Here is a 23,774-nt window from a genome sequence, read left to right on the forward strand (position 1 = left end):
GGCGGTTCAACTAACGTTCATCTAAAGGTGCGCAACCGTTCACTGGCTGCTGACACAGTTACTGGTTGGACTGCCAATGGTATTTGAAATCCGCGCCCCACCATGGGACAGGATTTCCAAGGAAAGGACGCCTTAGTGCGCAAGGTTTTTCAGGAGGAGCTCACCCAGGTCGGTGACGACCTCGTCGAGATTTCCAAACTGGTTCACGAAGCAATCACGAAGGCCACTACGGCCTTCGAAGGCGCCGACGTCGATCTTGCCCAGGACGTCATCGCTGCAGACGCACGCATCGACTTCCTGCAGAACAGCCTCGACGAACGTGCGATCGACATCCTGGCATTGCAGGGCCCCGTTGCCAGCGACCTCCGCATGATTGTTGGTTCGCTCCGCATGAGCGCATCGCTGGAGCGGATGGGTGACCTCGCCCGCCACGTAGCGCAGCTGGCCCGCCTCCGCTACCCCGCCACCGTCATTCCGGCGCCGCTGACCCAGACCTTCAAAGCGATGGCCCAGCACGACATCGACATCACGGCCAAGGTCATCGAACTCCTCGAGACCCGCAACCTTGAGGTGGCCCGGGACATCCTCAAGATCAACATCGCCGTGGACGACCTCCACCTCAGCGTCTTCAAGGCGATCGCTTCCCCGGACTGGAACGAAACTGCCTCCACCACCGTGGACGTGGCCTTGGCCAGCCGCTACTTCGAGCGCTTCGCCGACCACGGCGTCTCCGTTGCCCGCAAGGTCACGTACCTCGTCACGGGCGAATGGCAGCCTGAGGGCTTCTAGCAGCTTCCCAGCAACGTAAACAGCGACGGCGGCCGGTCACCAAAGGGAATCGCATCTGCCGCAGCCTCGGGGTCCAGGTACGTGCCGCCCGGGTTGATCGGCTGGAAGTCCTCGTCCAGTTCGTAGACCAGCGGGATGCCCGTGGGGATGTTCAATCCTGCAATGGCGTCATCGCTGATGCCATCAAGGTGCTTGACCAGGGCGCGCAGGGAGTTGCCGTGCGCGGTGACCAGGACGGTCTTGCCAGCCTTGAGGTCTTCCTTGATGTCCGATTCCCAGTACGGGAGGAGGCGGACAAGGACGTCCTTGAGGCATTCGGTGCGCGGAAGGGCGTCGCCGAGGTCCTTGTAGCGGACGTCGTGTGCCTGCGAGAATTCGCTGTCGTCGGACAGGGGCGGCGGCGGGGTGTCGTAGCTGCGGCGCCATTCCATGAACTGCTCTTCGCCGAACTCGGCGAGCGTCTGGGCCTTGTCCTTGCCCTGCAGCGCACCATAGTGGCGCTCGTTGAGTCGCCAGTCGCGCTTGACGGGGATCCAGCCGCGGTCGGCCTTGTCCAGTGCCATGTTGGCAGTGTTGATGGCCCGCTTCAGGAGCGAGGTGTACAGGATGTCCGGGAGGATGTTGTTCTCAACCAGGAGTTCCCCACCGCGCACTGCTTCTTCGCGGCCTTGGTCGTTCAGGTCTACGTCCACCCAGCCGGTGAACAGGTTCTTGGCGTTCCAGTCGCTGTGGCCGTGGCGCAGCAGAATCAGCTTGTAAGTCATGGTTTTCATCCTAGCCGAGGGGTCCTGTGCCTTGCCGGGCGTTACGTTTCTCAACGCGAGGTCACTTATGGCCCATTAGACGGCTCCGAAGGGGCCATAAGTGACCCCGCGTTGCAGGATAAAGTGGGGATCGTGGTGCAAAAAGCGGAACGGGTCAGTACGTCCCGAAGTCGAAGTGGGAAGCCTGTTGGCAACGTCACCCGCGGCACCACCAATCCGAACCGTATGCGCCGCCTCGATCGGTGGCTCGCCGGTCCGCAGGCGTGGCGGCTCCGCGCCGCCGTCGACCCCTTGGTTGTGGACCTGGGCTATGGCGCCTCGCCGGCCACCGCCGTCGAACTTTTTGAGCGTCTTCAGGCCGTCCGCGCGGATGTGCGCGTCTGCGGGATCGAGATCGAGCCTGACAGGGTGCGAACCGCTAAGGCGCTGGAACGTCCCGGGCTCAGCTTCCACGTGGGTGGTTTCGAACTGCCGGTTCCCGGTGACCCCATAGTTGTGCGGGCCTTCAACGTGCTCCGTCAGTATGAGGAAGCCGATGTGGCCGGGATCTGGCGGCTGGTTCAGTCCCGCTTGGCTCCGGGCGGCCTGTTCATTGATGGCACCTGCGATGAGATCGGTCGGTGCGTCACGTGGGTGGCACTGGATCCGGAAGGGCCCCGGAGCCTCAGTTTCTCAGTGCGGTTTGGCAATTTCGAGCTGCCGTCGGAAGTGGCCGAGAGGCTGCCTAAGGCCCTTATCCACCGCAATGTGCCTGGCGAACCCATCCATACATTCCTGCAGGCCATGGACAAGGCCTGGCTGGAAGCGGCGCCGCTGGCATCGTTCGGCAACCGGCAGCGCTGGACAGGAATGTGCCGCTTACTGCGCGACGCCGGATGGCCGCTTCAGGATGGTCCGTCGCGGTGGCGCCTGGGTGAAGTTACGGTGGACTGGGACGCGGTTGCGCCGAGGGCTGTTTACCAGGGGCCGTAAGGACCGACGTTGCGGTTGCCGCCGCTGCCTGCTTCCCGGACTGCTGGACGGACGTCCGCAAGGTACACACAGGAAGCCGTCACCGCGGCGATGCCGAACAGGCCGAGGCCGCTTCCACCGCTCAACAGGGTCAGCGCGCCGATGGCAAAGGCAACGCCGGTAAGGGCCAACCAGAACGTCTTGGTGCGCTTGGATGCGGCCACGAACAGCGTGGGCCGGTGGCGCAGGCAATCCACAAAAGCCCACAGTTCAAGGACAACGGCCACCAAGCCAAGGATGAAGTAGACCGCGTTGGTGACAATCGCGATCAAGAATTTTCCGTCCACGCCCCTTAGCCTAACTGTCCAGCGACTTCAGTGCTTGCTCAAGGTCGGACCAGAGATCTTCCACGTTCTCGATCCCGACGCTCAAACGGACCAGGTTCTCCGGGACACTGACCGGCTCAGCTGCGTGCCGACGTCGACGTTCGATCAGCGACTCAACCCCGCCCAAGGATGTCGCCGGGAGCCAGAGCTGAAGGGCACGGACCAATTCGTCGGCAGCTTCGGCGCCAGTGCGCGCATCGTCTCCGGCGATCTGGATGCAGAGGATGGAACCGAAGCCCTTCATCTGGTCCTTGGCGCGCTCATGCCCCGGGTCCGCGGGTAGGCCCGGATAGCGGATGGACTCGACCCTCGGATGGGTGCTGAGGCGCTCGGCCAGCACTGCCGCGGATGCTTGCGAACGTTCGATCCGCAGCGCAAGCGTGCGGAGTCCCCGCAGCGCCAGCCACGCTTCGAACGGGCCGGCGATGCCGCCGTGGATGATGCGGTGGTGAAGGAGCGTGGCCCGGAGTTCCGGATTGGAGGTCACCAAGGCGCCCAGGACGACGTCGGAATGGCCGGCGAGGTATTTGGTCACCGAGTGAAGCACGACGTCGGAACCCAGGCTGAGCGGCTGCTGCACCAAGGGCGTGGAGAAAGTGTTGTCCGTGACCACGATCGCGCCTACAGCGTGGGCGGCGTCGGTGAGTGCCCGGACATCGGCAATGCCAAGCATGGGGTTGGTGGGACTTTCCAGCCAGAGCAGGTCCGCGGCTTTGCCATCTGCCGGGCTGATCAAGGCCTTCACTGCTTCCGTGTCCGTAATGTCCACAATCCGGAGGTCCAGGAAGCCCTTCTCCGCGAGTTCGGTCGCCATGACCAACGAGCCCGAGTAGCTGTGTGATGGCATGACAACAACGCCACCGGCAGGTACCAAGGAGAGGGCCGAGCTGACGGCCGCAAGCCCGGATGCATAGAGCAAGCCGGGCAGGGCAGCGCCTTCCAGCTTGCCCAGGGCGTCCTCGAACGGGTCCCAGGTGGGGTTGGCGTAGCGACCATAACCGCGATCGCCGTCACCCAGAGAACCAGTTCCAAAGTATGTGGAGGACAGGACGATGGGCGGATTGACTGGCTCATCGTGTTTACGCTCGGGGCGGCCAGCGGCCACCACAACGGTTTCCGGGGACAAATCGGCAGCGCGCTGATCGGAAAGGCTCATGGTTTCAGGGTAGTCGTGGGCGAGCCTGTGGATGAAAGCCGTTACGGTTTGCCCCTGATCGGTAGGCTAGACAGGTGAGTATTCAGAGCCCCGGTCTTTTCATCGCGTTCGAAGGCGGAGACGGAGCGGGCAAGTCCACCCAGGCTGCCCGGCTCTGCGACGCCCTTGAAGCGCGGGGCCTGTCCGTGCTGCGCACCCGCGAACCGGGCGGGACTCCCATTGGAGAAAAGCTGCGCTCCCTTGTCCTGGACCATGGCCACGGCACCATCGATGCCCGCACGGAGGCCCTGATGTTCGCCGCGGCGCGTGCAGCGCACGCCAGCCAGGTGATCCGCCCGGCGCTTGCAGCAGGGCGGGTGGTCATCACGGACCGCTACATTGATTCGTCTGTTGCCTATCAGGGGGCTGGCCGCGGGCTTGGGGCAGAAGGCGTTTTGTCCCTCAACGAATGGGCCACGGAAGGCCTGCATCCGGACCTGACAGTACTGCTCGACGTCGAGCCTTCCGACGGCCGCGAACGCCGCACCGCCGGGGCGGCTGCTGAGGACCGTTTGGAATCCGAACCCGACGCGTTCCATTCCACCATCCGCCATGCTTTCCTCGACCTCGCAGCCGCTGCTCCCTCCGGTTACATGGTGCTGCCGGCCAAGTCCGACATTGCCTCGCTGGCCGCGCAGATCCTTGAACGGGTGGAGGCCTTGCTGGCTGAGCGCGGGCTGGGCGAGCGGGTTTCAGGGAACCATCTGTGAGCGTCTGGGACGACCTCCAAGGCCAGGCACCGGTCGTTGCCCAACTGAAGCAGGCAGCCCAGGGCGAATCCGGCCTCACTCACGCCTGGCTCTTTACCGGCCCTCCGGGCTCGGGCCGTTCCAATGCTGCCAAGGCTTTCGCTGCCGCGCTGAACTGCGAGCAGGACGACGTCACTTTGCGGGGCTGCGGCGAGTGCGCCGCATGCCACACGATCCTCGGCGAGACCCATTCTGATGTCACGTTCGTGCGGACCGAAAAGGTCACCATCACCATTGACGAGGCCCGCGAACTTGTTTCAAAGGCTGGTGACCGCCCCGCCACTGGCCGTTGGCGGATCATCATCGTTGAGGACGCGGACCGCATGGCGGAACGAACCACCAACGTCCTGTTGAAGGCCATCGAAGAACCAACTCCGCGTACCATCTGGATGCTGTGCGCGCCATCGCCAGCAGACGTATTGGTCACCATCCGTTCGCGCTGCCGTCCCGTCAGTCTGCGACTTCCGCCAGCCTCCGACGTCGCCGCACTGCTGGTGAGGCGCGACGGCATTGATCCCGAACTCGCGGACCGGGCAGCACGCGCCGCGCAAAGCCACATCGGGATCGCTCGCCGCCTGGCCCGGGATGCGGACGCCCGCGAACGCCGCCTCGAAACGGTTCGCATCCCGCTTGGGCTCCGTGGGGTTACGGCAGCGGTGATGATGGCGGAGAAGCTCGTCAAAATCGCCACCGATGAAGCCAACAGCTCCAATGATGAGCGCGACGCCGCCGAAAAAATCGCGCTCCTGGCAAGCCTTGGTGCCCCGGAGTCGGGCACACTGCCACCGTCCATGCGGAGCCAGGTGAGGCAGCTTGAGGACGACCAAAAGCGCCGTGCCAAGCGCTCCATCACGGACTCGCTGGACCGCACGCTGACAGATCTGTTGTCCTTCTACCGGGACGTCCTGATCATCCAATTGGGGAACGCGGTAGAGCTGGTCAACGTTGAGCTCAAGAGCGATCTTGAAGAATACGCCGCCCGCTCAACCCCGGAAGCGACCCTCGCCCGGATGGACGCGATCAACAAGGCCCGTGTCCGCATTACCACCACCAACGTTGCGCCGCTGTTGGCGGTCGAGTCCATGGCGACGAGCCTCATCCAGCAATAGGAGAATCCATGAAGTCCGCACCTCGCCGGCCCGCCGGTACCCCCTCAAGGGACCGGTCTGTCCAGCCTGCTGCGGCCGGGGGTGGCCGGCGGGGTTTCGCGGCCCTCTGTTTGGCCCTTGCTTCCGTGCTGGTGCTCAGTGCCTGCTCCTTGCCGTTCCTTCCAACACCAACAGCGAAGCCGAGCACCAGCACTGTCGACCCGTCCATTGCAGCGTCCGCGCCTAAAGGCCTCGAAAAGTACTACTCACAGTCCGTGAAATGGAGCTCGTGTGAGGACGGCTTCCAGTGTGCTGAGGTCAAGGTTCCCTTGGATTACGGCAATCCGGACTCCGCCGAGATCACGCTGTCCGCCATTAAATTGCCCAGCACTGGCACCAAGAAGGGCTCCATCCTGGTCAATCCCGGAGGCCCGGGCGGCTCGGGTGTCGATTTCCTCAAGGACGCGGGAAACACCCACTTCACTGAAAAGCTCCGCGGCAACTTCGACATGGTGGGCTTCGACCCCCGCGGCGTCAAGCGGTCTGCTCCGGTCACGTGCCTGTCAGATGCAGAACGCGATGCCGCCCGTGCGAAAGTATTCCGGGAGGACACTGACGAGGGCCTGGCCGCCGCTTTGGCCTTCAACAAGTCCCTGGCTGAGAAGTGCGTAGAGAAGACCGGACCCGTGCTGGAGCACATTGATACCGTCAGTGCTGCCAAGGACCTGGACGTCCTGCGTGCCGTTGTCAACGATGCCAAGCTCAATTACCTTGGCTATTCCTACGGCACTTTCCTCGGCTCCACGTACGCGTCGCTGTTCCCAGAGAACGTCGGGCACCTGGTATTGGACGGCGCCGTTGATCCGTCCATCAGCAATGAGGAACTGACTGCGGGGCAGGCAAAAGCGTTTGAAAAGGCCCTCCGCACGTACGTTGACGACTGCCTTGGTCAAAAGGACTGCCCCCTCAGTGGGTCCGTTGACAACGGGGTCCGGGAAATCAGGGATCTCATCAACGCAGTGGACCAGAACCCCCAAACAGCCAAGGACGGGAGGCTGGTGACCGGGACGGAGTTTGTCAACGGGCTCTTCCTCCCGCTCTACGACAACCAAAGCTGGCCAGCATTAACCCAGGCCCTGGACAGTGCCTTCTCCGGTGACGTCTCCCAGATGATGCGCATCGCCGATCTCGGCGCGGACCGCGAGGCCAACGGTACGTACAGTTCAAACTCCGCATTCGCGTTCCAGGCCATCAACTGCCTCGACTACCCGATGGTCACTGACACCGCGGGGATGAGGGCCGAGGAAGCCCGGCTCAAGCAGGAATCTCCAACTTTCGGCGCATTCTTCGCCTACGGAGGGGTCACCTGCAAGGACTGGCCGTACAAGAACACCCGCACACCTGCCCCGGTGGACTACAAGGGCTCCGCCCCTATCGTCGTTATCGGCACCACTGGAGACCCGGCCACTCCCCTCGAGTGGGCACAGTCCCTGCGCAAACAGCTTGAAAACGCCGCGCTGGTCACGTGGGAAGGCGAGGGCCACACAGCCTACGGTCGCTCGAACTCCTGCGTCAGCACCGCCGTCGACGATTACTTTGTTGACGGCAAGCTGCCGCAGGACGGGCTCCAGTGCTAGGTCCGCGTTGACCTAAGCCGTGCCGTTAGAGGTGCCTGGCTTCGCGTTTCTCCAGCAGGAGCGGGAGCTGCTTGATGGAATCCACGACGACGGTGGCCCCCGCTGCGCGGAGCGTCGCCTCCGAGTGGGAGCCTGTGAGGACGCCGGCAATCAGCGACGCGCCTGAGCGAACCCCAGAGAGCATGTCCGAGCTGGTGTCTCCGATCACGGCCACCTCACGAACATCGTCCAGGTCCAAGGCCAGCAACGCCGTCAGGATCATGTCCGGGTAGGGCCGGCCACGTCCGGCATCTGCCGGGCACAAGCTGAGATCAGCCAAGCCCATCCAACCCAGGGATTCGAGGACCATGTTCTGCGTGTGGCGGCCAAAGCCCGTGGCGAGGCAAACCTGCATGCCGGACTCCCGCATCCAGATAATGGCGTCCTCCGCGCCTGGAATCGCGCGGATACCACCATCTTCAATCAACTCGTCGTAAGCCTTCTCGAAGACCTTGTTTGCGCTCTCGGCCACTGTGGGGTCGCCAAAAAGGTCCCCGAAGACGGCCATTTTCGAAAAGCCCATGGTGTCGCGTGCGTAACCGAGCATGCTCTCGAAGCGGCTGCTGCCGGGTTCTACGCCGTGCTCGGCCAAGGCACGGGACAGGGCCCGTTCCGTCCGCCCCTCGTCAGTAATGGTTGTCCCCACCATGTCCACCACAGCCAGCCGCAGCCGGGTGGGAGTGTTGTTGGTGTCCCTGGTCATTGCATCCCCGGTCATAGAGCGGCTCCTTCGGCTGGTTTGCGTGGCTGGATGTAACCGACCATCGTTGATTTCCCAGCCTCCGGCGGCGGAGAGAAGGCCGCCTGAACCCGGCCCGACATGCAGGTGAACATCCCCGCAACGGCCGCCACCGCCCTCGTTTTGACCCGGGCGCGGTGCCTCTATTACAGTTATGTCTTGCGTGATCGCCCGGGAAACCGGTGATGAACGCGGTGCTTCCTTAGCTCAGTCGGTAGAGCGTTTCACTCGTAATGAAAAGGTCATCAGTTCGATTCTGATAGGAAGCTCGGTAGAAGAGGCCCCGATCCCACTAACCACAAGGGATCGGGGCCTCTTGCATTCCCTCGCCAATCACTCGGAAGCTGCCTAAGGGTAGCCAATGGTGTAGCCGGCGACACCCATATTCATCCACGCCATACCAATTGGGTGACGCCCCCGAAATCCAAGCGTCCTCAGTCCGTTTCCGCGTCCTCAGGGAATTTGCGCGTCATCAGCCGAAATCTGAGGTGGCGCGCGCGGCCAGGCCAGTACCGCCGTCGCGCGTTAACGGCAGGTGCCCCGCCCCAGGTAAGGGAGCGGGGCACCTGGTTCAGGCTTCGGGCTTAGGCGAAGTCGGAGACTGCGGGGTCGGGGCCGATGCGGCCTTCGGCGCCGCGGTCCAAACCATTGATTGCCTCGACGTCGGCCTCGTCCAGTTTGACGTCCAAGGCGGCGAAGTTCTCCTGGATACGGGACTCCGTAACGGACTTGGGGATCACGACGTTGCCGATGGCCAGGTGCCAAGCTATGACTACCTGGGCCGGGGTGGCGTCATGCTTGGCTGCGATTTCGGCCACTGTGGCGTTCTCCAACAATTCCCCACCTTGGCCAAGCGGCGACCAAGCCTGCGTCAGGATGCCCTGGGAGGCGTTGAACGCGCGCAGTTCGGCCTGGTTAAAGAACGGGTGAAGTTCCACCTGGTTGATGGCCGGAACAACCCCGGTTTCATCGATGATGCGCTGCAGACCCTCAACCGTGAAGTTGGAAACACCGATGGACCTGACCCGGCCGCGCTTCTTCAGCTCGATCAGGGCCTTCCAGGTGTCCACGAACTTGTCCTGCTTGGGCTGCTGCCAGTGGATGAGGTAGAGATCCAGGGTCTCAAGGCCCAGGCGGTCCATGGATTCCTCGAACGCGGCAAGCGTGGGCTCATAGCCTTGGTCGGCGTTCCAGAGCTTGGTGGTGATGAAGATTTCTTCGGCGGAAAGGCCAGAGGAAGCGATAGCGCGGCCTACGCCAGACTCGTTCCCGTAAATYTTTGCGGTGTCGATGTGGCGGAAKCCSGCTTCGAATGCCTGGCGSACAACTTTTTCGGCTACATCGTCTTCAACTTGCCACACCCCGTAGCCGAGCTGGGGGATGGTGTTGCCGTCGTTGAAAGTAAGTGTTGGTGACGAAGTCATGTGTGCCATCCTGCCAGCAACGAGTTGCCTGAGGCACCAAATATTACAGAGATCAGCTATCCGCTTAACTGCTTGCAATCTAGAAATACAGGCGAGCGCCAGTATTTGCAAACGCTTCCTTTATTGGATCCCTTGCGCCTGCAGTTGGCGTTCGGCGTCGGCCACCTGCTCGAAGACCGACTCCGCCCGGCGCCTAACGGACAACGCGCCCACCGGTACGGGTCCAACGGCGAGCCGAAGCATGGCCGCCGCTTCTGCCGTAGTGGCCAAGGAATTTCCAGCCTTGGACAGAGCGCGGTGAACACCGGCGAGTGAACCAGGAACGTCCAAGCCATCGCTCGGCGCCCTCTTTTGGGCTTCGACACAGATGATCCTCACACGAGGAGACAACTCAGCCAGCTCATTCGCGATCTCCACGAGCTCGTTGTAGAGCTGGTCGTCGTCGACACCCTCAAGGACCTGGTGGTACCGGTCCAATCCGCGGTGAAAGCGATCGTGGGCGCGGCGCCAGAGCCCCTTCCCCAGCTCAAGATCGTCCTTCCGCCCTTGCCGGACGGCCCCAAAGAAACCCACAGTCAAGCTCAGAGGTACTGGCMCGGGCCATGGTCCGGATCTTCTGGCCGGCCCTGGGCGGCCGCACCGGGAACACCCGGTGCAGCGGCCCGCTGGGGTTGACCATTTTCGCCGATGACAATACCGGGCGCAATGACAGTTCCCGGGGGAAGCTGACGCAGTTGCATCTGTGCCTTGGCGGCCTGCTGTGCCGCTACAGCAGCCTGGATGCCATGGAACAGGCCCTCCAACCAGCCGACAAGCTGGGCCTGGGCGATACGAAGCTCTGCATCCGATGGTGCCTTCTCATCGGGGAAAGGAAGACTGATGCGTTCCAGCTCTTCGATGAGCTCTGGAGCCAATCCATCCTCGAGTTCCTTGATGGAGCGCTCGTGAATCTCTGCCAGCCTGCCCCGGGCTGCATCGTCCAGCGGCGCACTCTTCACCTCTTCAAGGAGCTGGCGGATCATGGTCCCGATCCTCATTACCTTGGCCGGCTCGTCAACAAGTTCCTGGAGGTTCGTGCCCTTGGGCTTGCCATCCTTGACAGGGACTCCCTTGCCAGGCTGCTGTTCGCCGGGCGCGACTGTGCCCTCCTCCAAGGTGGTTCCCTCCACGGGGGTGTCGTCCGAAGCCTCATCCGTGGGCTGAATGTCGTTCAGATCGCTCATCCGTTCATACTCTCATGCGGTTTACGGGAACCAGGGTCCAGGACCGGATTTTGGACTTCGTTCGTAGCGAAACTTCAGCAGCAGCGGCCCTGGGGATTGCTGTCCTGCCGGTCCATCCGGTCCCGCCAGAACTCGCGTTCGGTCATGGCAGGACCGGAGTGGCCCGTGGACGTGAAGTGCTCAAGGTACTTCCGGTAAGCGTCAGCGCCCATGAGTGAGCTCATGTACGCTGCTAAGCCCCGTAACCCCTTTGCTATGGAAATCACTGGTGATGCCCGGCCTTTTGTGTCCGCTGAGCGGCCGGCAAGGCATTCCATTCGGCCAGCAAATCCTTCTCTGCGGAGGTCGGGAACAGCCCGGCAGGGGCAAAGACCTTGGAAGGCAAAGCCGGATCCTCGTGGTCCTTCCCGCCACCGGCACGGAAAGCCCTGACTGTCGCCACCACTGCAGTGATGATCACAACGATGCTCAAAGCGACAAAGATGACCGAAAGCACGCCTTGAATCGCAGTATTGCGGACCACCGCTTCCATGGCTGCGACTGTCTTTGCCGTCCCGAACTGCGTTTTGCCATCTGCCAGGGCTTTCGCAAATGCCTGGTTGTTGGCGAAGTAGCCCACTGCCGGAACCGGCGAGAAGATCTTGTGGAAGCTGGCTGTGACGGTGACAACGGCTGCGAAGGCCAAGGGCACTGCCACTATCCAGAGGTAACGGAAGGCCCCGCGCTTGGCCGCGATGGCCATGCACACCGCCAGGGCAATTGCGGCCAGCAGCTGATTTGCGATGCCGAACAAGGGGAAGAACGTATTGATGCCGCCCAGTGGATCCGTCACGCCCAGCAACAGTACGGCGCCCCAGGCTCCCACCATGATGGCCGTGCACAGCCAAGCGCCCGGGCGCCAGGCGGGCTCCTTGAACTTTGGCACGAAGTTGCCGATGGAGTCCTGCAGCATGAAGCGTGCCACGCGGGTTCCGGCGTCAACGGCCGTCAGAATGAAGAGTGCCTCGAACATGATGGCGAAGTGGTACCAGAAAGCCATCATTGCTGGGCCGCCGATGAACTGCTGCATGATGTGGGCCAGGCCAACCGCCAAGGTAGGGGCTCCACCCGAGCGCGAAATGATGCTCTCCTCTCCCACGTCCTTGGCAGTCTGCGCCAAAAGATCAGGAGTGATGTTGACGTTGGCCAGGCCAAGGCTGTTCACCCACTGGGCAGCGGATTCAACGGTGCCACCGGTAAGTGCCAGTGGCGCGTTCATGGCGAAGTAGATGCCGCGATCGATCGAAATGGCAGCTACCAGCGCCATGATGGCCACGAAAGACTCCATCAACATTCCGCCGTAGCCGATGAAGCGGGTCTGACGTTCCTTCTCGATCAGTTTGGGAGTGGTCCCCGACGAGATCAGTGCATGGAAACCGGACAAGGCACCACACGCGATGGTGACGAAGAGGAACGGGAAGAGCGCCCCCGAGAAGACCGGGCCGTTCTCACGGCCCGCGAACTCGCTGAACGCCGGGACGCTGATTTCCGGGCGGACCACGATGATGGCGACAGCGAGCATCACGATCACGCCGATTTTCATGAACGTAGACAAATAGTCACGCGGCGCAAGGAGCAACCACACAGGCAGGATGGCCGCGATGAAACCGTAGACGATGAGGCCCCAGGCGATGGTGAGCTTGTCCAGGTGGAACAAGGCCGCGCCCCAATCGGTGCCGGCCACGGCACCCCCACCAATAATGGCTGCCATCAACAGAACGAAGCCAATGATGGAGACTTCCATGACCTTGCCCGGACGAAGATAACGCAGGTAGACACCCATGAAGAGTGCAATGGGAATTGTCATGCCCACCGAGAACACGCCCCACGGGCTTTCGCCCAGGGCGTTAACCACCACCAAGGCAAGAATGGCCACGATGATGATCATGATGAGCAGCGTTGCCACGAGCGCCGCAGTGCCACCAATGACACCGAGTTCCTCACGGGCCATCTGGCCCAGTGAGCGGCCACCGCGCCGCATGGAGAAGAACATGACCAGATAGTCCTGCACCGCGCCGGCAAGAACGACGCCGATGATGATCCAGATAGTGCCGGGGAGATAGCCCATCTGTGCTGCAATGATCGGACCCACCAAGGGTCCGGCCCCCGCGATGGCCGCGAAGTGGTGACCAAACAAGACGTTGCGGTCAGTGCGGACGTAGTCCTTGCCGTCGGCCTTGTATTCGGCCGGAGTGGCGCGCCGGTCGTTGGGCCTAAGGAGGTACCGCTCAATGACCTTCGAGTAGAAGCGGTAGCCGATCAGGTAGGTGCACACGGCTGCGAAAACAAACCAAATGGCGTTGACGGTCTCGCCGCGGACCAATGCCAGCATGAACCAGGCAACGGCCCCCAGCAGGGAAATCGCTACCCAGATTGCGATCCTCGCCGGAGTCCACCTCCGGTCATCGGCTTCCAGAACAGACTCGTCCACGGCGGTTGGGGGCAGCGTATGATCGGCGCCCTTCACTTCTTCTGTTCGATCAAGTTCTGTTCGATCAAGTTCTGCTCGGTCAAGTTCCGTTTGGTCAGGTTCTGTATGGTCAGGGGTCATGCCCGTGTCTCCTCCTTGAGAACTGCTGCGGTGGTGGCCGCGGGTGCGCTGAACAGTCAGGGCACGCTAACAAAGAGGACATACAGAACGTGCAGGTGACACCGGAACGCCCATGGTCCTGCGATAAGCGGTAGTACCCCTGCGGTGGGCGTACTAACTGAGCCCTCTGTTGCCCTGCGACTGAACCATGCGCGCCTCGCAAAGATCCAGCCAGCGCACTTCCGCCTCGGCTTGAAAGATCAGGGAATCGAGCACCAGGAGCCATGCGGTGTCTGAGGAGCGTTGGTTGGCTGAGACGGCCTTCCGCGTTTGCGTATGTTCCTGCAGGGCGCGAACGGAAACTTCGCGCTGGGACTGGATGACTGCAGAGGCGTCCACGCCCGGCAACGTCACGGCGAGCGCAAGCTTTATCGCAATTTCATTCCTCGGCGGGTTGTCGCGGTCGACGGCTCCCTCAAACCAGGCCGCAACTTCCTCGACCCCGGCTTCAGTGATGCTGTAAACCACGTGGCCGCCGCCGTCGTCGCCGTCTTTGCTGACAAGGCCATCGCGCTCAAGCCGGTCCAGCGTGGTGTACACCTGACCGATGTTCAGTGGCCAGGCAGCACCCGTGCGGTCCTCGAATTCCACGCGCAGCTCATAGCCATACCGGGGCTGGTCCTGAAGCAGGGCAAGCAGACTGTGCCGGATGGACATGAGGCTCCTCGCTACTGGGGGTGGTTGGCGGACGTCCTGCGTGGAAGGGGCTGCTGTGACTGTTAGAGGAGCAGGAGGACCTTTCCTACGTGCTCTCCGGAATCAAAGTATTCATGTGCCTCGCGGACCCGATCCATCGGAAATGATTTGGCCACCAGGGGCTTGATGCGGCCATCTGCGAGCATGGGCCACACGGACTCCCGTACGGCGGACATGATGATGCCCTTTTCGGCCACCGGCCGGGGCCGAAGGGCCGTGCCGATCACGGCGGCGCGCTTGCTGAGCAGTTGCCCCAGATTTATCTCGGCTTTGGTTCCGCCCTGCAGGCCGATGACGATCAGCCGGCCGTAGTCGGCGAGCGCTTCGATGTTTTGTTGCAGGTACTTGGCGCCCACGACGTCGAGGATCACGTCCGCGCCTTTGCCTCCGTTTTGAGCCTTGAGGCTTTCAGGGAAGTCTTCCTCGTTGTAATTGATGGCGATGTCGGCACCGAGGAAGGCCTTTGCTGTGCCAACTTTTTCGTCAGAGCCGGCGGTGGTGGCTACCTTTGCCCCGTACGCCTTGGCGAGCTGGATGGCCATGGTGCCGATGCCGCCGGTGGCGCCGTGGATGAGGACAGTCTCCCCGGGTTGTAGCTGGGCCGTCATGACGAGGTTCGAGTACACGGTTGCCGCCACCTCGGGCAGTGCCGCAGCGGTGACCAGGTCTACGCCGTCGGGTAGTCGCAGTACTTGCTCTGCGGGCACGGCGACCTGCTGGGCATATCCCCCGCCCGATAACAGCGCCACTACTTTGTCTCCCACTGAGAAGGCTTTGGTGACTCCTGGCCCGAACGCGGCGATGCGGCCGGAGACCTCCAGCCCGGGAATTTCCGAGGCCCCTGGCGGCGGCGGGTAGAAGCCGCGGCGCTGCTGGACGTCGGCACGGTTGAGGCCAGCAGCTACGACGTCGATCAGTACTTCGCCCTCGCCCGGCACCGGTGCCGGTACGTCACGGACTTCGAGGACTTCGGGTCCGCCTGGTTCGGAAATAAAGACGGCTTTCATGACGAACTCCCGGTTTCTTGCTTGTACATCCAGGCCCGGGGCAGGGACTGGAGCACGTGATGTTTTGGAACAGCCAACTCCCTATGAAACACTACTAGGCAGGGAAGGTTGTCCGAGCGGCCTAAGGAGCTGGTCTTGAAAACCAGTGTGCGGTAACCCCGTACCAAGGGTTCAAATCCCTTACCTTCCGCCAGCAGATGCCCCGGGTTCACGAACCCGGGGCATTTTTGGCTTAAAACCGGGCCAGAAGTTGGACACTCATCCGGATCTGAGAACTGACACCCAGAAGATCATTGAAACTGTCATAGCCCCCGCATAGTGTTCTGCTTGTCCTCACAACGTCGACAACAGCCGTGGCTTTCGCCGCGGAGCAAACACAGGAGCCTCACTTATGCCTAGGCCTGACATCACCACCGGCGCACCGTGCTGGATTGATCTGATGACATCTGATACGGAAAAAGCCAAGTCCTTCTACAGCGCACTCTTTGGCTGGACTTACCAGACGGGCGACCAGGAGAAGTACGGGGGCTACATCACAGCTTCCAAAGATGGGCGCATGGTTGCGGGCATCATGCAGAAGCAGGAAGACATGGGTGCCATGCCGGATGTGTGGTCAACGTACTTGCGCACGGACGACATCAAAGCCACCACCGAGGCCGCTGCCGCCAACGGTGGCCAGGTCTACCTCGAGCCCATGGATGTTCCCGAACAGGGCAGCATGGCCATGTATGGCGACTCTTCAGGTGCCTCAATCGGAGCCTGGCAGTTCGGTGAAATGAAGGGCTATGAGGTCGCGGCAGAGTCCGGTGCCCCGGCATGGCACGAGCTACTCGCGAAGGACTACGAGTCGGCCGTCAGCTTCTACCAAAACGTCTTCGGTTGGGATACTGCGGTCATGAGCGATACCCCGGAGTTCCGCTACACCACTTTGGGCGCTGGCGACGATGCCAAGGCCGGCATTATGGACGCTGGCGGTTTCCTTCCGGAGCAGGTTCCGTCCATGTGGAGCGTGTATTTCGCGGTTGACGATACCGACGCCACCGTGGAACAGGCCAAAGCCCTGGGCGCTACCGTCATGGAAGCTGCAGAAGATACTCCCTTTGGACGGTTGGCCACGTTGTCGGACCCTACAGGTGCCGTCTTCAAGGTGATCCAGAATATGACGCCAGCCAGCTAAACCACTGAACGCCCGGTTCCTGCTGGCTGCCTCCCGAGCAGAGGCAGCCAGCAGGACCCGTGCAGTGCCGGTTACTTCTTAGCCAGCTCCGGTTCCTCCGCGCGCTTGGCGTCCTTCTCGAGTTGCGTTTGGAACTCCTTACAGCGAACCAGATGTGCAGCAAAAGCAGCTAGCTGCCCAGAATGCTACGAGCGATTTCGTCCGCATCCCGCAGGGTTCGCTGGCCGCTGGCGAAAGCCTTCCCTGTCGCTGGACGCGCCTCTGCGGCAATGGCTGTTCCCCACTGAGTGGCCGACAATTGCAGCCCCAAAACATACATCCCCCGGGTCACAGAGCCGTTTGACGCCACAGGCCTATACGGGTGCGGTTCCACATCCAGTCCCGTGGTCTGCACCGGCGTACCCTCGGCGCTCATCATGATTTTGGTTCGGACGAGGCCGTCGGCCATGAGTTGTTCCAGGAGTGGAGAAATATTCATGCCCACCCGGTTGGCCGGCGACATCGCTTCAATCAAAGTGGGCGCCTCGGCGGGCTTGTCGTGGACCCACGGCGAGACCGCCCGGAAAACCTTGGCGCTTCTATCCACACTGAACTTCGGGTCCGGCCCAACGAAACCAACGACGCCGGCACGCGCCAAAGCAGCCAGCTGCTCCGAACGCAGTGCCGGGGCCCCGCTCGCAAGGCCTTCGACGAACGATTCGAACCATCCGCGCAATTCAGCGACCCACGATTCGTCCGTGATACCACCATCAGCCACAACGGACTTCAGGATCGCCCTGCCAGTGTGCAGGGCGCCAATTGCCATTTTCACGGGATCCGCTTCGCCCAGTGCGGAGCGTCGTGCATCGTCGTCAAGATATGCCGTTACGGCCAGATCCAGTTCCCGGCGGGACGCGAACGTCCGGCCGGCCAACGGCGCAGCGAGCCCGCGGACATTGAGTCGGCGGGAGGCAACCACATGCTTGTCCACCAAGGCTGCGACATCGCTTTCCCACTTGGCAGTGGTGTGGGCGTGGGGCTGCAAAGCATCCACGAGGTCTGCGAGGAACTGCGCCGCATCGCGAATAGCGGCAGGCTGCGACCTTGCCAGGGTGGAGTAATAGGCCCACAGGGCGTCGCGGTGCAGCAGTGGCCAAAGATCATGGTCGAATCCGGGCTGGATACCGGCTGCTCTGAAACGGTCCACCGCTGCCTCAGTCAGATAACGCATGGTGATGCTGCGGGGGTAATACCCTGTCAGGCCGGCCTTTGCCCGATACGGGGTGCCCCGCCGGGACGCTGCGATGATCCGGGGTTCCCTGCCAGAGGGCCGGTACTCGAGAACTCCGGCTCCCGGTACGCCGGCTTCGACGAACTTGCCCCCGCGCCCCTCAGTCAGCTGGCCCATGACATCGAAGAAATTCAGTCCCATCCCACGCACCAGGACGGGCTCGTTATCCGGCACCCGCTGCCAGTCGACGTCGGCCGGCGGTGCAGGCGGGAAATAGAGGAGGCCGTGTTCATCGGCCGCCCGTTGGAACGAACGCTGCTCGGGATTCAAACGGGACTCGATATGCCCCAGCGCGAGGACCACGGAGCCGACGGTGAGCGTAGAGCCGTCGGCGAGTTCGACGTCGAACGCTTGCCCAGTTGTGATGCCTGAGCTGGCCGGGACCGGGCGTGCCGCTACGGCCGACGTGTCATGGAAGGTGACCTCCACGCCGTCGGGTATTCGCTGAAGCAGCTCTGCCAAAGTCTGCCGCAGGTACCGTCCGTAGAGCGCCCGGCTGGGAAAATCGTGGGACTCGAGTGTGGCCAACTCCGCCTTTTCGGCATCGTCCAGGCCCTCTCCATCACGACGTCGGGCAGCGCGCCACTGGTCGAAGGAACCGCCTGCGAGGGGCGGCGCGAGCTTGGGGTCTTCAGGGATGAGCGTCGGATAGAACGCCTGCGTGTTCATCAGGTACAGCCTGGACTGCTCCGGCTGCCACACATGGCCTGACGCGGCAGGAAAAGGATCCACAACGTGGATGTGCAGTGTGCGGGACTGTGTATCGGTCCGGTTTGCGCGGCTGGTGGCCCCCGCAGCCCAATTCGCGAGCAACCGCTCAAGGACACTTGTGCCCCGGGGGCCGGCCCCAATGAGGGCAACACGATTGATTTGCGATTTAGCCACGCTCAAGCCTAACTTCTGCGTGACTTGCTTCCAGTTGAAAAGTGTTGCTTGGATGGGGCGATGACCACCACAGAAGCTGATCAGACGCCCCTTCCTGACAATGACACGGATCCGGAGACCAAGTCCGGGCCTCGCCATGCTGCGACCATTGCACCCGAACCCACGGATGAGAACGTGTGGTTGGAGGACATTCACGGCGAAGAACAGCTGGCCTGGGTCCGCGAACAAAACGCGCGAACCGAGGATTTGCTGGAGGACACAGACTACGCAGCGGTTGAAGCCGGCATTCTGGAGGTCCTGGACTCGACGGACCGGATTGCCATGGTGAACAAGCGCGGCGATTACTACTACAACTTCTGGAAGGACCAGGAGCACCCCAAGGGTCTTTGGCGGCGAACAACCTGGGAGAGCTACGTTTCCGAGGCACCCGAATGGGACATACTGCTGGATATCGATGCCCTCGCCGCCGCGGAAGGCGTCGAGTGGGTGTTTCATGGAGCCGGGTTCCTCCGTCCTTTGGACGGGGGCACGTACCGCTTCGCGATGCTTTCGCTGTCCCCCGATGGTGGTGACGCCAACCGTCACCGCGAGTTCGACGTCGAATCCCGCACCTTTGTTGACCCTGCCGCTGGCGGATTCGATCTGCCCACGGCAAAAGGCAACGTGAGTTGGCTGGATGCGGACACGCTGCTGGTCTCCAGTACGGCAGAGGGGTTGCCTGCAACCACCTCCTCGTACGCCCGGACCGGCGTGAAACTGCGTCGCGGCCAATCCCTTGCCCAGGCCGAGCGGATCTTCGACATCCCCGAAGACCACATGCTGGCCATCGTGGCCCACGACTCAACCCCGGGCTTCGAACGGACCTTCGCCGTAGATTACATCGACTTCTACAACCGCAATACGTGGCTGCTTCGCGACGACTCGTGGGTTGCGATCGACGCGCCCACCGACGTGAACATCAGCGCCCACCGAGAGTGGCTGATGTTCCGTCCTCAGAAGGACTGGGACGTTTCCGGCGTTACCTACCCAGCCGGTTCCTTGCTCGCCGCGGACTTCGAGGGCTACTTGGCTGGATCGCGGCAATTTGTGGTGCTGTTTACCCCCGATGATCACACGTCGCTGCAGTCATGGAGTTGGACCAAGGACTATCTGCTGCTCAACCTCCTGCGCGACGTCTCTTCCGAAATCAGGGTGCTGGACCCTTCCCGTGTGGATTCCGACGCCGGCTGGGTCGCCACCGTACTGGACGCGTGCCCGCCGCTTCACGACGTCAATGCGTATGCCGTGGACGACGAAGACGATTTCGGGGCGGGAAATGACTACTGGTTGGTCGCCACGGGTTTCACTACGCCCACTACCCTCACCCGCGGCACCCTCAGCGCTGGCGAGGTTCCTTCATCCGGCGTGGCTTCATCCGGCAACCCGACTGCAGGCGTGGCGAGCCAGCATGCGGTGGTAAAGCGTTCCCCGTCGTTCTTCAACGATGGTGACTATGAGGTCCAACAACATTTCGCGGTCTCGGCGGATGGGACCAAAGTCCCCTACTTCCAGGTGGCATCCAAGAACCTGGTCCTCGATGGACAGAATCCTACGCAGCTTTCCGGCTATGGCGGCTTCGAAGTTTCACGCACCCCCGCCTACAGTGGCACCATTGGCAGGGCTTGGCTGGAGCGCCGCACTTCCGCTGCTGCCTTGGCTGACGGTCCCGGCTCGCACACACGCGGCGGCGTATATGTTGTGGCGAACATCCGTGGCGGCGGCGAATACGGACCCTCATGGCACCGGGCCGCGCTGCAGGAAAGGCGGCACCGCGCCTACGAAGACTTTGCCGCCGTGGCACAGGACCTGATCTCCCGCGGCGTGACCAGCCGCCGTCGACTCGGTTGCGTGGGCGGCTCAAATGGCGGGCTGTTGGTGGGCAACATGCTGACCCAGTACCCCGAATTGTTCGGTGCGGTGTCCTGCGGCGTGCCATTGCTGGACATGCGCCGCTACACCAAACTCTCCGCAGGATATTCATGGATCGCGGAATATGGAGACCCCGACGTGCCCGAGCAGTGGGAGTTCATCCGCACCTTCTCGCCATATCACCTGCTTCATGACGGCGTCGAGTACCCCGAAACCTTCATTTGGACTGCGACCTCGGATGATCGGGTAGGCCCCGTCCAAGCCCGAAAGATGGCAGCGCGGATGCAGGCAATGGGTATCCCGAATGTCTGGTTCCACGAGGCACTCGAGGGCGGGCATGCGGGCGCCTCGGACAACAGGCAGGCCGCCGCACTCCAAGCGCGAAGCAACCACTTCCTCTGGCGTGTGCTGGCCGGGAGCAACTGACGTTCCATTTCGATGGCTCGCTGCACGCTATGCCGTGCGAACGGCATGTCCGGCAGCGAGGCATCGAAATGGGCAGCTTATCGAAGGCGGTTTTGCACTGGACGGCACGTTCTGCGTATCCTTGGTGGGCTAGCAATAGCAAATGGAGACGTGCCAGAGCGGCCGAATGGGCTTCACTGCTAATGAAGTGTGGGGCACAACTCCACCGGGGGTTCAAATCCCCCCGTCTCCGCGAATTGGTCCCGGTTTTCGAACCGGGACCTTTTGCGTTTAAGACCCCCTGCTCCGCGAAACCTCCCATAATCAAGCGGTACCACGGGCGTGGCACCCACACGGACCACTCACACCACTTGAGCGGTACAACAAGGCAGTTCCATACGGGCTGACAGACCAAGAGCGGCAGGCTCTTGAGCCTCTGCCACAGACACACCAACAGTTCGACACGACTATCTGACACGAGACTCTCACGTCTTGATAGGCTCCGATCACCAGTCGGGGCCTTTGTCATGCCCCTGGAAGGACCAACGTGACTTCATCTTTGCCGCCCTACAGCCTGCCAATCATTGAGCCGAACGTGGACCTGATGCTGGCGATGTCAATGCTCTTGCCATGGCAATGAATGCGGCGCTTGCTGCTTTGCTCGCTGGCGCGTCGTTTTACCAGCGGACGCTGGCAGCCACAGACGACATGGACGCCCTCAAGTCTGGTGTCTATGGGGTTACCAATGGAAGGATCGCCGAGAGGCTAGGTCTGCCCAGTTCTCGCCCTGGCGCTCTTACTACGGTGTCGGTGGGTAGTTCGGGTGCGCTCACTCGCATCTACCAGTCCATTGAAGTGTCTGGCACCAGACTGTTCCTTCAGTCCCGACTCAGCGGTCTCACGTCAGCATGGACAGAGGTGCCCAGCTCAATATTCTGGCACGACACCGCACTCACCTCGACCGCCGACCTCGCCACGATTGCCCCCGGCGTCTACGTCGTGTCCAATGTAGTGGTCGCCCGCGCGCTAGGTCTGCCACGCGAACGGCCCGGAATCTTCGTGAAGTTCCCCGTCGGCGACGGAAGCATTCAAACGTTCACCTCAATGGAGGATGGCGACGTCGCACCGATTGAGTTCAAACGAGCCCGCACCCTCGCCGGTGCAGATCAGGCGTGGGCGCCAGCCGACGGCGTTGGTTCCAACGATCCCGGTCCCATTCGTCGTTCGATCCTTCAACAGCGGCTAACTGCTCGCAAAGGTGGCCGGATAGGCACCAACGGTAACGGTGCTATTGCCCTCCGCTTCGACGACGCCCCAGTGGAATTTCGTACCAGGGTCCTACCGGAACTAGTAAAGCGTGGACTTCCGTTCACTCGCGTCTCAACCTCAGAGTCGATCTGTGGGACACCGATTGATCCGTCCGAGTTCACGACAATGCAAAAATACTGCATCGAGAGCGGCGGCGAAGTGTGGAATCACGGCTCCAACCATCTCAATGCAACAGGCGACGCAGCCATCGAAACCACCCTGATCGGCGCCCTGCAGACACTCCGGGTAAAAATGCCACGCATTCCGATCGACTGTTTCGCACCCCCAGGCGGCTCGGCCATGTCCTACGACGGGTACATGCCTTCGGACACCATCGCCGGTTGGACCGACACGTACGCAGGGTCACTCATCTCGGCATATCACGCACTCGCCTCCGGGTACTTCATGGATTCCTACTACCGACCCATCGACGGCGTCCTCCGAGACGGCCAAATCCACTACAGCGTCGATTCCTACACCCTCACCGCAGCCAAAACGCTGATTGACCGATCACGGGACTGGAAGGTCGGCGTCGTGATGATGTGGCACTCCAACAACATCGGCTCCCCGGGTATATGTCTCTGGCTGACTTCACAGCAACCATGGACTACCTCGATGCAGCGCGCGACGCCGGCCACGTCATGGTCCTGACGAAGTCCGGGCTTGCCGTGGCTGACAGCTCCACAAGTCACCGTGACGACATCCTCACCGCAACCTCAGGCAACCCCTACTCGGCAACCATCTTGTACCCGCAGTACCGGCAGAACATACCCGGATCCACGCGCGAGCTCACGGCCACGGTGACGGGCGCTGCTGGAGCAACTGTGACATCGATGGTGGGCGAGTCCACGAAAACCCACACGATCCCGGCCCGTGGCACGCTCCAGCTCAGGCACCCCGCCACGATCCCCAATGATCTAACCAGCCTCAAGGTGAGCATCGACGCGACCACCACCAATGCACACCTGTATGCGGTGTGACCCTTAGGCGGACCAGTGAACGAATGGCTCGCCAGGGCTAGTCTTGGACCTTCACGACGAGGGCCCACTCCTCGTGCAGCCCGTCCACGTCCATGTCCGAATGCACCCAATGATTGTGTGTAAGAAGCGTCCTACATGCGACATTGTCCGGATGAACGAGTGCAGTGACAGTCAGAGACTTGAAGTCCGACGCGTCTTGCGCCAGCTCAATAAGATCGCCTATCACGTGCGTGTACGTCTGTTGTCCGGCGCCCTGCCGAGTGAACAGCAGGTGTGTGGCGAGTACGTAGAACGATGCACGATGGTGTCCATCCGTAGACCCTACGAACCTGGCCCAGGCGACGGATTTCACGAGTTCATACTCATCCAGGTAGCAGATGTGCATTCTCTCCGGATACTTCGCACGGGGGCGAAGGTTGCGAACGATGGATTGGACTTCGATCGCGTACTGCTCTGGATGCGGTGTTCGGCGCTGTTTCGCTTCACGAAAAGGTATGGGACCGCACCAGAATAGGTGTAGGAACT

22 protein-coding genes and 3 tRNA genes are annotated in these 23,774 nt (G+C 61.9%); 12 read left to right on the top strand and 13 right to left on the bottom strand.

Annotated elements, in window-relative coordinates; genetic code table 11:
• The first annotated feature begins 135 nt into the window (after positions 1 to 135).
• Entirely contained in the window at positions 136 to 789 is a 654-nt protein-coding gene (phoU, locus tag AC1DCM_RS17650; RefSeq protein ID WP_442019334.1) for a phosphate signaling complex protein PhoU, read from the top strand.
• On the opposite strand, the gene AC1DCM_RS17655 is transcribed toward phoU, so the two are convergent.
• Positions 786 to 1,553, bottom strand: coding sequence for a phosphoglyceromutase (locus tag AC1DCM_RS17655; RefSeq protein ID WP_477519189.1), 768 nt, complete (start codon positions 1,551 to 1,553; stop codon positions 786 to 788). The genes phoU and AC1DCM_RS17655 overlap by 4 nt on opposite strands.
• A gap of 132 nt (positions 1,554 to 1,685) precedes the next feature.
• On the opposite strand from AC1DCM_RS17655, the gene AC1DCM_RS17660 reads away from it, so the two are divergent.
• Positions 1,686 to 2,525 carry a class I SAM-dependent methyltransferase gene (locus AC1DCM_RS17660; RefSeq protein WP_442017330.1) on the top strand — a complete coding sequence of 280 codons (840 nt, stop codon included), beginning with the start codon at positions 1,686 to 1,688 and terminating at the stop codon, positions 2,523 to 2,525.
• Here AC1DCM_RS17660 and AC1DCM_RS17665 read toward each other — a convergent pair.
• On the bottom strand, positions 2,510 to 2,851 hold the full coding sequence (locus AC1DCM_RS17665) for a DUF2516 family protein (RefSeq protein ID WP_216921243.1): 342 nt from the start codon (positions 2,849 to 2,851) through the stop codon (positions 2,510 to 2,512). The genes AC1DCM_RS17660 and AC1DCM_RS17665 overlap by 16 nt on opposite strands.
• A 10-nt stretch (positions 2,852 to 2,861) precedes the next feature.
• Complete coding sequence (locus tag AC1DCM_RS17670) at positions 2,862 to 4,046, bottom strand: trans-sulfuration enzyme family protein (RefSeq protein WP_442017331.1); 1,185 nt, start codon at positions 4,044 to 4,046, stop codon at positions 2,862 to 2,864.
• A 74-nt stretch (positions 4,047 to 4,120) separates the two neighbouring features.
• Here AC1DCM_RS17670 and tmk point away from each other — a divergent pair, with 74 nt between their 5' ends.
• Genes tmk through AC1DCM_RS17685 form a run of 3 tightly spaced genes read left to right on the top strand, consistent with a single transcriptional unit; the run spans position 4,121 to position 7,559 of the window.
• Positions 4,121 to 4,795: a dTMP kinase gene (gene tmk, locus AC1DCM_RS17675; protein WP_442017332.1), complete on the top strand. Its 675-nt coding sequence runs from the start codon at positions 4,121 to 4,123 to the stop codon at positions 4,793 to 4,795.
• On the top strand, positions 4,792 to 5,943 hold the full coding sequence (locus tag AC1DCM_RS17680; protein WP_442017333.1) for a DNA polymerase III subunit delta': 1,152 nt from the start codon (positions 4,792 to 4,794) through the stop codon (positions 5,941 to 5,943). Before tmk ends, AC1DCM_RS17680 begins: the two co-directional genes overlap by 4 nt.
• An 8-nt stretch (positions 5,944 to 5,951) precedes the next feature.
• The gene (locus AC1DCM_RS17685; RefSeq protein ID WP_477519190.1) at positions 5,952 to 7,559 is read left to right on the top strand and encodes an alpha/beta hydrolase; all 1,608 of its coding nucleotides are present in this window, start codon (positions 5,952 to 5,954) and stop codon (positions 7,557 to 7,559) included.
• Positions 7,560 to 7,584: 25 nt separating this feature from the next.
• Here the strand turns inward: AC1DCM_RS17685 and AC1DCM_RS17690 are convergent, their stop codons facing one another.
• Positions 7,585 to 8,316, bottom strand: a complete 732-nt coding sequence (locus AC1DCM_RS17690; protein ID WP_442004774.1) for an HAD family hydrolase — start codon at positions 8,314 to 8,316, stop codon at positions 7,585 to 7,587.
• A 217-nt stretch (positions 8,317 to 8,533) separates the two neighbouring features.
• Here AC1DCM_RS17690 and AC1DCM_RS17695 point away from each other — a divergent pair.
• Positions 8,534 to 8,606 (top strand) — tRNA-Thr (locus AC1DCM_RS17695).
• 315 nt (positions 8,607 to 8,921) lie between these two features.
• Here AC1DCM_RS17695 and AC1DCM_RS17700 read toward each other — a convergent pair.
• The 7 genes from AC1DCM_RS17700 to AC1DCM_RS17730 all read right to left on the bottom strand — a co-directional run bounded on the left by AC1DCM_RS17700 (position 8,922) and on the right by AC1DCM_RS17730 (position 15,316).
• Positions 8,922 to 9,761: an aldo/keto reductase gene (locus AC1DCM_RS17700; RefSeq protein ID WP_442017335.1), complete on the bottom strand. Its 840-nt coding sequence runs from the start codon at positions 9,759 to 9,761 to the stop codon at positions 8,922 to 8,924.
• Between the two features lie 120 nt (positions 9,762 to 9,881).
• A complete protein-coding gene (locus AC1DCM_RS17705) occupies positions 9,882 to 10,334 on the bottom strand; it encodes a hypothetical protein (protein WP_442017443.1) in 453 nt (150 codons plus the stop codon).
• Positions 10,335 to 10,342: 8 nt separating this feature from the next.
• A complete protein-coding gene (locus AC1DCM_RS17710) occupies positions 10,343 to 10,984 on the bottom strand; it encodes a bacterial proteasome activator family protein (protein WP_477519191.1) in 642 nt (213 codons plus the stop codon).
• 74 nt (positions 10,985 to 11,058) lie between these two features.
• Positions 11,059 to 11,301, bottom strand: a complete 243-nt coding sequence (locus AC1DCM_RS17715) for a YbdD/YjiX family protein (protein WP_442017337.1) — start codon at positions 11,299 to 11,301, stop codon at positions 11,059 to 11,061.
• Complete coding sequence (locus AC1DCM_RS17720) at positions 11,247 to 13,574, bottom strand: carbon starvation CstA family protein (protein WP_442017338.1); 2,328 nt, start codon at positions 13,572 to 13,574, stop codon at positions 11,247 to 11,249. The genes AC1DCM_RS17715 and AC1DCM_RS17720 overlap by 55 nt, the downstream gene beginning before the upstream one ends.
• A 153-nt stretch (positions 13,575 to 13,727) precedes the next feature.
• The gene (locus tag AC1DCM_RS17725) at positions 13,728 to 14,270 is read right to left on the bottom strand and encodes a PadR family transcriptional regulator (RefSeq protein ID WP_442017339.1); all 543 of its coding nucleotides are present in this window, start codon (positions 14,268 to 14,270) and stop codon (positions 13,728 to 13,730) included.
• Between the two features lie 62 nt (positions 14,271 to 14,332).
• Entirely contained in the window at positions 14,333 to 15,316 is a 984-nt protein-coding gene (locus tag AC1DCM_RS17730) for an NAD(P)H-quinone oxidoreductase (RefSeq protein ID WP_442017340.1), read from the bottom strand.
• A 102-nt stretch (positions 15,317 to 15,418) separates the two neighbouring features.
• On the opposite strand from AC1DCM_RS17730, the gene AC1DCM_RS17735 reads away from it, so the two are divergent.
• Positions 15,419 to 15,509, top strand: a tRNA-Ser gene (locus AC1DCM_RS17735).
• 198 nt (positions 15,510 to 15,707) lie between these two features.
• On the top strand, positions 15,708 to 16,493 hold the full coding sequence (locus AC1DCM_RS17740) for a VOC family protein (protein ID WP_442017341.1): 786 nt from the start codon (positions 15,708 to 15,710) through the stop codon (positions 16,491 to 16,493).
• Positions 16,494 to 16,662: 169 nt separating this feature from the next.
• On the opposite strand, the gene AC1DCM_RS17745 is transcribed toward AC1DCM_RS17740, so the two are convergent.
• A complete protein-coding gene (locus AC1DCM_RS17745) occupies positions 16,663 to 18,648 on the bottom strand; it encodes an FAD/NAD(P)-binding protein (protein WP_477519192.1) in 1,986 nt (661 codons plus the stop codon).
• A 60-nt stretch (positions 18,649 to 18,708) separates the two neighbouring features.
• Here AC1DCM_RS17745 and AC1DCM_RS17750 point away from each other — a divergent pair, with 60 nt between their 5' ends.
• From AC1DCM_RS17750 to AC1DCM_RS17765, 4 genes are all read left to right on the top strand, one after another.
• Positions 18,709 to 20,982 carry a prolyl oligopeptidase family serine peptidase gene (locus tag AC1DCM_RS17750; protein WP_442004745.1) on the top strand — a complete coding sequence of 758 codons (2,274 nt, stop codon included), beginning with the start codon at positions 18,709 to 18,711 and terminating at the stop codon, positions 20,980 to 20,982.
• 144 nt (positions 20,983 to 21,126) lie between these two features.
• Positions 21,127 to 21,214, top strand: a tRNA-Ser gene (locus AC1DCM_RS17755).
• Positions 21,215 to 21,591: 377 nt separating this feature from the next.
• Complete coding sequence (locus tag AC1DCM_RS17760) at positions 21,592 to 22,920, top strand: polysaccharide deacetylase family protein (RefSeq protein WP_477519193.1); 1,329 nt, start codon at positions 21,592 to 21,594, stop codon at positions 22,918 to 22,920.
• Entirely contained in the window at positions 22,872 to 23,249 is a 378-nt protein-coding gene (locus tag AC1DCM_RS17765) for a hypothetical protein (protein WP_477519194.1), read from the top strand. The genes AC1DCM_RS17760 and AC1DCM_RS17765 overlap by 49 nt, the downstream gene beginning before the upstream one ends.
• A 37-nt stretch (positions 23,250 to 23,286) precedes the next feature.
• Here AC1DCM_RS17765 and AC1DCM_RS17770 read toward each other — a convergent pair whose 3' ends face one another.
• Complete coding sequence (locus AC1DCM_RS17770) at positions 23,287 to 23,634, bottom strand: hypothetical protein (protein ID WP_442004743.1); 348 nt, start codon at positions 23,632 to 23,634, stop codon at positions 23,287 to 23,289.
• Positions 23,635 to 23,774: the final 140 nt, after the last annotated feature.

The sequence above is a fragment of the Paenarthrobacter sp. 10N417 genome (genome assembly GCF_056394745.1).